This window comes from Actinoallomurus acaciae, assembly GCF_042429965.1.
GTDB classification, from domain to species: domain Bacteria; phylum Actinomycetota; class Actinomycetes; order Streptosporangiales; family Streptosporangiaceae; genus Actinoallomurus; species Actinoallomurus acaciae.
Genome location: NZ_JBHLZP010000877.1, coordinates 1 through 2112 on the forward strand (window position 1 = coordinate 1; position 2112 = coordinate 2112).

Consider the following 2112-nt stretch of genomic DNA (forward strand, 5'->3'; position numbering starts at 1 on the left):
CGCCGGAGTGGGCGTGCGGGTCCTCGACCGGGCCGGCGAGCCGGTGGGCGTCGGGATGACGGGTGAGCTGCACGTGACCGGGCCGACGGTGTCGCTGGGCTACCTGGGCGAACCGGAGCTGACCGGCGCCGTCTTCACCCGCGGCGCCGACCCGGGCGCGCGCATGTACCGCACGGGCGACCTGGCCCGGCGGCGGCCGGACGGGGCACTGGAGTACCTCGGCCGCGTCGACGACCAGGTCAAGATCCGCGGCTACCGGATCGAGCCCGGCGAGATCGAGTCGGCCCTGACCCGGCACCCCGCCGTCGGGCAGGCGGCCGTCGTCGTACGCGCGGACCGTCCGGGCGACCGGCGGCTCACCGCGTACGTCGTCCCGGCGGACACCGCGCACGCCGCGGAACGCGACAAGGAGCGGGAGCGCGCCGCGGTCGCCGAGTGGCAGGACCTGCACGAGCTGCTGTACCAGGCCGGCAGCGCGGAGCGGGCCGAGGAGAACTTCACCGGCTGGAACAGCAGCTACGACGGCACACCCATCCCGCTGGACCAGATGCGCGAGTGGCGCGATGCGACGGTCGCCCGGATCGCCGGGCTGCGCCCGCGTCACGTCCTGGAGATCGGTGTGGGCAGCGGGCTGCTGCTGACCCGGCTCGCGCCCGGCTGTGCGTCCTACTGGGGCCTGGACCTGTCCCAGGAGGCGATCGAGACCCTCCGCGCGTCCGTCGCGGCCGACCCCGCCCTGGCCGGCCGGGTCGAGCTGCGCGCCCGGCCCGCCGACGACCTGGGCGACCTGCCCGAGGGGCACTTCGACACGATCGTCCTCAACTCCGTCGTCCAGTACTTCCCGAGCGCCGACTACCTCCTCGACGTGCTCCGCCGCTGCGCCGCCCTGCTCGCGCCGGGCGGCCGGGTCTTCGTCGGCGACGTCCGCAACCTGCGCCTCCTCCCGCACTTTCGCGCCGCGGTCGAGGCCGCGGGCGGCACGGGCGCGGCGGGGGAGAACGAGCTCCTCCTCGACCCGGACTTCTTCGCCTCGCTGCCGTCCCGCCTCCCCGCGCTCGCGTCGGTGGACCTGCGGGTGAAGCGCGCTCGCCACCACAACGAGCTGAGCCGGTACCGCTACGACGTCGTCCTGCACACCGTCGCCGCTCCGGCGAGCCCGGCGGAGACCCTGCGCTGGGGCGCCGAGGTCGATGGCGTCGGCGCGCTCCGCGCCCGGCTGGAGCGGCCCGGCCCGGTGCGCCTCACCGGCGTGCCCAACGGGCGTCTCGGCCCCGGCGTGGACCCCGAGGAGTTCGAGTCGCTCGCCGGCGAACGGCACGTGTTCGTCACCTGGGCGGGCGACTCCGAGGGCGGCGACCTCGACGTGCTGTTCACCACCGATGAGCGCGCCGACGGCCTGTACGCCCCGGCCGCGCCACGTGCCGCCCTGGCGAACACCCCGGACGCCTTCCGCGACGAGACGTCCCTCATCAAGGCACTGCGGGTGCACGCCGCGCGGCTGCTGCCGGACTACATGGTGCCCGCGGCGTTCGTGGTGCTGCCCCGCCTGCCGGTGCTGACCAGCGGGAAGCTCGACCGGGCGGCGCTTCCGGCGCCCGACCTGGCCGGGCAGGCCGGGGGACGGCCCGCGCGCAACGCGGTCGAGGCGACCCTGTGCACGCTGTTCGCCGAGGTGCTCGGCGTCCCGGGCGTCGGGATCGACGACGACTTCTTCGCGCTCGGCGGCGACAGCATCGTGTCGATCCAGCTCGTCCTGCGGGCCCGCAAGGCCGGGCTGGTGTGCACGCCCCGCCAGGTGATCCGGCTGCGGACGGTGGCCGAGCTCGCGGCCGTGGTGACCGAGGCGGACCGGAGCGCGCCGGACCGGCCGGACGACGGAGTCGGCGAGGTCCCGTTCACCCCGATCCTGCACTGGCTGGACGAGTGCGGCGGCGACGTCCGCGGCTTCAGCCAGTCGCTGCTGCTGACCACGCCGGCCGGCCTGACCGGGCCGGAGCTGGAGACCATCCTCCAGGCCGTCGCCGACAAGCACGACCTGCTGCGCGCGGTCCTCGTGCGCGGCGACGGCGGCCGGGCGGGCCACCTGCGGGTACGGCCGCGCGGCGACGTGTG

The 2112-nt window shown here is 75.9% G+C and carries 1 protein-coding gene; it reads left to right on the top strand.

Going from position 1 to position 2112, the window contains the following annotated elements; genetic code table 11:
* Positions 1–13 precede the first annotated feature (13 nt).
* Positions 14–2112 (top strand): methyltransferase (locus ACFFNX_RS48360; RefSeq protein WP_378213183.1); only part of this gene is annotated, 2099 nt, incomplete at its 3' end.